Consider the following 5,373-nt stretch of genomic DNA (forward strand, 5'->3'; position numbering starts at 1 on the left):
AGCCGGGCTCGAATCGGCCACGCACCGTTGCCGGTGCGCGGCCCCTGCAAAAACCGCGCTTACGCCGCCAACAGCGAGCGCAGCACGAACGGCAGAATCCCGCCGTGCTTGTAGTAATCGACTTCGATCGGCGTGTCGACGCGCAGCAGCACCTGCACGCGCTTCGTTTCGCCGTTCTTGAAGTGGATCGCGAGCGTGACGTCCTGCTGCGGCTTGAAGTCGTCGCCGAGGCCTTCCACGTCGTACGTTTCTTCGCCGGTGATGCCGAGCGACTGGACGCTGTCCGTGCCCTTGAATTGCAGCGGCAGCACGCCCATGCCGACCAGGTTCGAACGGTGGATGCGCTCGAAGCTGCGCGCGATCACGGCCTTCACGCCGAGCAGTTGCGTGCCCTTGGCGGCCCAGTCGCGCGACGAACCCGTGCCGTACTCCTCGCCCGCGAAAATCACGGTCTGCACGCCGTCGGCGATGTACTGCATCGCGGCGTCGTAGATGTACTGCTGTTCGCCGCTCGGCTGATGGATCGTCAGGCCGCCTTCGACGCGCGAGCCATCGGCCTTCGCCGGGATCATCAGGTTCTTGATCCGGACGTTCGCGAACGTGCCGCGCATCATCACGTCATGGTTGCCGCGACGCGAGCCGTAGCTGTTGAAATCGGCCTTCTGCACGCCGTTTTCCTTGAGCCACTTGCCGGCCGGCGAATCTTCCTTGATCGAGCCTGCCGGGCTGATGTGGTCGGTCGTGACCGAATCGCCGAACACGCCGAGCGCGCGCGCGCCCTTGACCGGCGCGATCGAATCCGACGGCTGCATCGAGAAATCCTTGCCGAAGAACGGCGGCTCCGCGATGTAGGTCGACTTCGGCCAGTTGTAGACCTGGCCCGTTTCGCCCTCGATCTTGCTCCAGAGGTCGCCCTTCTTGGTCAGCTTCGAGTAGTTCGATTCGAACGCCTTCGGATCGAGCGCGTACTTCAGCAGCGCGTGGATTTCGTCGCTGGTCGGCCAGATGTCGCCGAGGTAGATGTCGCGGCCGCCCTTGCCCTTGCCGACCGGCTCGGTCATCAGGTCGCGCGTGATGTTGCCGGCGATCGCGTAGGCCACCACCAGCGGCGGCGAAGCCAGGAAGTTGGCGCGGATGTTCGGGTGGATGCGCGCCTCGAAGTTGCGGTTGCCCGACAGCACGGCCGCCGCGACGATGTCGTTCTTGACGATCGCTTCGTTCAGTTCCGGCGTCAGGTCGCCCGCGTTGCCGATACAGGTGGTGCAGCCGTAGGCGGCCAGTTCGAAACCGAGCTTCGACAGGTAGGGCAGCAGGTCCGTCTTGGTCAGGTATTCGGTGACGATGCGCGAGCCCGGGGCCAGCGAAGTCTTGATGTGCGGCGCAACCGTCAGGCCGGCTTCCACCGCCTTCTTGGCCAGCAGGCCGGCGGCCAGCAGCACGCTCGGGTTCGAGGTGTTGGTGCACGAGGTGATCGCGGCGATCAGGATGTCGCCGCTCTTCACGTCCACGCCGTTGCTCGTGGTGAACTGTCTGGTGAGGTCCTCGGCCTTCTTGTTGAAGCCGTTTTCCGCCACCGGCTTCGAGAACAGGTCCGTAAACGTGGATTTCACGTTGGTGATCTCGATACGGTCCTGCGGGCGCTTCGGGCCGGCCAGCGACGGAGCGACGGTGGCGAGGTCGAGCGTGACCGACTTGGAGTAGTCGATGTCGCCGGCCTTCGGCACGCCGAACAGCTTCTGCGCCTTGAAGTAGCTTTCGAACGCGTCGATTTCGGCCTTCGTGCGGCCGGTGCCTTCGAAGTAGCCGATGGTTTTCTCGTCGACCGGGAAGAAGCCCATGGTCGCGCCGTATTCGGGCGCCATGTTGCCGATCGTCGCGCGGTCCGGCAGCGACAGCGAGGCCGTGCCTTCGCCGAAGAATTCGACGAACTTGCCGACGACCTTCTCCTTGCGCAGCATTTCGGTGATCGTCAGCACCAGGTCGGTGGCCGTCACGCCTTCGCGCAGCTTGCCCTTCAGCTCGACGCCGACCACGTCCGGCGTCAGGAAATACACCGGCTGGCCGAGCATGCCGGCTTCGGCCTCGATGCCGCCCACGCCCCAGCCCACCACGCCGATGCCGTTGATCATGGTGGTGTGGCTGTCGGTGCCGACCAGCGTGTCCGGGTAGTAGACGGTGTCCGCGCCTTCGGACTTCTTGTGCACGCCGCGCGCCAGGTATTCGAGGTTGACCTGGTGGACGATGCCGATGCCCGGGGGCACCACGCCGAACGTGTCGAACGCCTGCATGCCCCACTTCATGAACTGGTAGCGCTCGTTATTGCGCTGGAATTCCAGCTTCATGTTCAGATCGAGCGCGTCTTTCTGGCGGAAATAATCGATTTGCACCGAGTGATCGACGACCAGATCGACCGGGACCAGCGGTTCGATCTTCTTCGGGTCCTGGCCGGCGCGCAGCGCGACGCCGCGCATGGCCGCGATGTCGGCGAGCAGCGGCACGCCCGTGAAATCCTGCAGCACCACGCGGGCCACCACGAACGGGATTTCATCGACGCGCTTGGCGGTCGGCTTCCAGTTCGCCAGTTGCTCGATGTGTTCCTCGGTGATCTTCTTGCCGTCGTAGTTGCGCAGCACCGACTCGAGAACGAGACGGATCGACACCGGCAGGCGTTCGATCTTGATCTTCAGTTCCTTGCCGAGTTGGGGCAGCGAATAGAACTTGCCTTTGCCGGAACCGCTGTCGAATTCCTTGAGGGTCTTGTGGAGATTGTGGGCCATGATGTTTTTCCTGGGGTGAAGGCGAGGAAAGAAGTCCTGTATCTGAAGGCTGGATCACATACAAGTCGACGTATTCATTGACCGGCACGGCAGCGAGCCGGGCCGGGTCCAGCGACACGTCGAGAATCGCTTGTCGCGGTTTCGCCGGAACCCGCTGCGCGGGCTGGCCGCGGCGGCGTCCGGCGAGAAAACGGAAGCCCGCCGTGTCGTGCCGGCGGCGGGCAAGCTGTGGATCATCGCATGCGGCGCGCCGAAGCGCGCGCAACGCGAGTCGGCCCGGCGTGCAGCGGGCCATTCACGGAATACGGGGCGGGGCGCGAGATCGCCGAACGGGGCGTTCGCGATGGCGTGGCGCCGGATCGTGCACCGGAGGCGGGACGGCTTGCCGTCGAACGGTGCGGGATCGAAATCGGGGCGGGGCGCGGCGCCCGGCAGGTTGCCGGACAGCCGCGGCCGGCGTGAGCAGGCCCGCCGCAACAGGATATTCATCCCGCCATCGCGTGTGCCGAGCCGGCCGTGGTGCGCCGTTTCCGGCGCGATCGCACGGCCGATCTCGAAACCCGGCACGGCATCGAGGGCTTCGACGCGTACCGCGCCCGGCGTGGGCCGGGCAGTCGTTTGCGGGGCGGACATCAGGTTTCCTGTCGTGGGGGAGCCTGTCTGGTCGGGGTGCTGCGGGGTGCCTGGCGGCTTACTTCTGGACGTTCGGCGCCAGTTCGTTCGACTGCGTCGGTGCCGGCGAGCCGTTCGAGGCCATCTCGGCGGTCACGCATTCGTCGGCCAGGCGGGTGTCTTCCTTGTCGCTGAACAGCATGCCCTTGGTCGGGATCACCACCAGCTTCAGGCCGCTGGCCGGATCGTAGAACACGTCGGCGCCCGTGGTGGTGGCCTGACGCGGCAGCTTGTAGTTCTTGTTCGCCCAGTGCACCGTGACGATCTGGTCGCGCTTCATGTCGCCGGCCAGTTCGTACGAGAGGCCGTCCTTGCAGGTCCACTTGACCGCGCCTTCCGGTGCCGGATCGACCTTCGCCGCTGCCGCAGCCCGCGCGCGCTTGCTGCGCGGGATCAGGTGGCGCTTCGGCGCCGGACGCTTGGCGACGGCCTTCTTGGCCGTGGTCGTGGTGGTCGATTGTGCCGAGGCTTCCGGCGCAACGGTCAGCAGCGTCGCGGACAAGGCGCCGATGGCGGTGGCGATCAACAGTTTGTTCATGTGCTCAAAGCCTTTTTCTGGATACGGTGAGTGAGGGAGCGCGGCCGGCCCGTTCTTCGAGGGGGAATACCGCACGCCCGATGTGCGCAGCGGCCGCTATTTTCTCCTAATTCGCGCGATGTTTTGCAGGGAATTCGCGGCGTTTGTCTCGATTTTGCGAATGCAACGATATCTCGCGTCCGGCTGCTGCGCCGCCGGCACGCACATCGTGCGGATGGTGCGGGTGGCACGCGATCGGCGCCCGGCAGACGCGGCAGGCATCGCTCATGCCTGTGTTCCGGCCGGTGCCGGCAGCCAGCGCGCGATCTCGGCCGGCAGCGCGCGGCCCGTCGCATGGGCGCGGCGCAGCACCGACCAGTAAAAGCGATAGCTGGCGCGGTCGTGCAGGGTGTCGCGGTGGCGCGTCGGCCCCCAGTCGGCGGCGGCGGCAGCCAGCAGGATCTCGGCGGCGAGCGCGATGGCCTCGCCGCGTGGCGCGAACGCGGCCACGATCTCGGGGATCTGCGCGGGATGGATGCTCCACTGGCGCGTGTAGCCGAATTCGTCGCGGGCGCGGCGCGCGTTGTCGGCCACCACCGACATGTCGCGGATTTCGGTGGTGACGTTGTGCGAAGGCGTCTTGCCGTGCGCGTGGGCGGCGGCGGCGATTTCGAGCTTGGCGCGCCGCACGAGCGGATGGTCGAACTGGCCGGGCGCGCGCATCGCGCTGTCGGGAATCGCGCCGTGGTGCGCGGACACGAAATCCATCAGCCCGAAGCTCAGCGTGGAGACGCTCGGCAAGGCGGCGATCCGGGCGACCTGTTCGAGCGCGCCGTGGGTTTCGATCAGGACGTCGGCCGGGATCGGCTGCGCGATGCCGAGTTCGCGGCGCGTGCCTTCGATAAAGGCGCAGGCCTCGGCGACATCGGCCGCGTGGGTGACTTTGGGCAGTGTGATGTAAGCCGGCGCGCGGGCGGCGCGCAGCACGATGCGAACATCGTCGCGCCAGTGCGGGTGGCTGAAATCGTGGATTCGGACGCCGGCGCGGCCATGGCGGTTGGCCGGGTCGCCGAGCATTGCGGCGACCAGCTCGGCGTGCTCGGCTTCGCGGCCCACCGCGGCGCCGTCTTCGCAGTCGAGCGTGATGTCGAACACGGGGCCCAGTTCGGCCTGCAGCGCGAACGACTTGCGCATCAGCTTTTCGCTGCCCGCGTAATGATCGCAGCAGGGCAGGATCGCGGGGGGCGAAGCGCCCTCGTACAGCACTTCGGCGGGGGACAGGGCGGGCATCGTCGTTACGCGTCGGATCGTGAGGATCGGAAAGGCACCGGATTCGGACAGGCTCTGCCTGGCGGGCAAAGCGTGCGCGGATCGGTTGCGGATCGCGGTAAACCGGCCGGGGGGGGG

At 66.6% G+C, this 5,373-nt stretch carries 4 protein-coding genes; all 4 read right to left on the reverse strand.

The features are described 5' to 3' along the window. Window positions 1-59: 59 nt before the first annotated feature. Complete coding sequence (gene acnA, locus ACYP33_RS20560) at window positions 60-2,777, reverse strand: aconitate hydratase AcnA (RefSeq protein ID WP_459623684.1); 2,718 nt, start codon at window positions 2,775-2,777, stop codon at window positions 60-62. Window positions 2,778-2,831: 54 nt separating this feature from the next. Further along, on the reverse strand, window positions 2,832-3,410 hold the full coding sequence (locus tag ACYP33_RS20565; RefSeq protein WP_459623688.1) for a hypothetical protein: 579 nt from the start codon (window positions 3,408-3,410) through the stop codon (window positions 2,832-2,834). Between the two features lie 58 nt (window positions 3,411-3,468). Beyond that, a complete protein-coding gene (locus ACYP33_RS20570) occupies window positions 3,469-3,987 on the reverse strand; it encodes a hypothetical protein (protein ID WP_414441572.1) in 519 nt (172 codons plus the stop codon). 264 nt (window positions 3,988-4,251) lie between these two features. After that, window positions 4,252-5,256 carry an HpcH/HpaI aldolase/citrate lyase family protein gene (locus ACYP33_RS20575; RefSeq protein WP_414447933.1) on the reverse strand — a complete coding sequence of 335 codons (1,005 nt, stop codon included), beginning with the start codon at window positions 5,254-5,256 and terminating at the stop codon, window positions 4,252-4,254. Window positions 5,257-5,373 lie beyond the last annotated feature (117 nt).

The organism is Burkholderia sp. 3C (assembly GCF_054589155.1).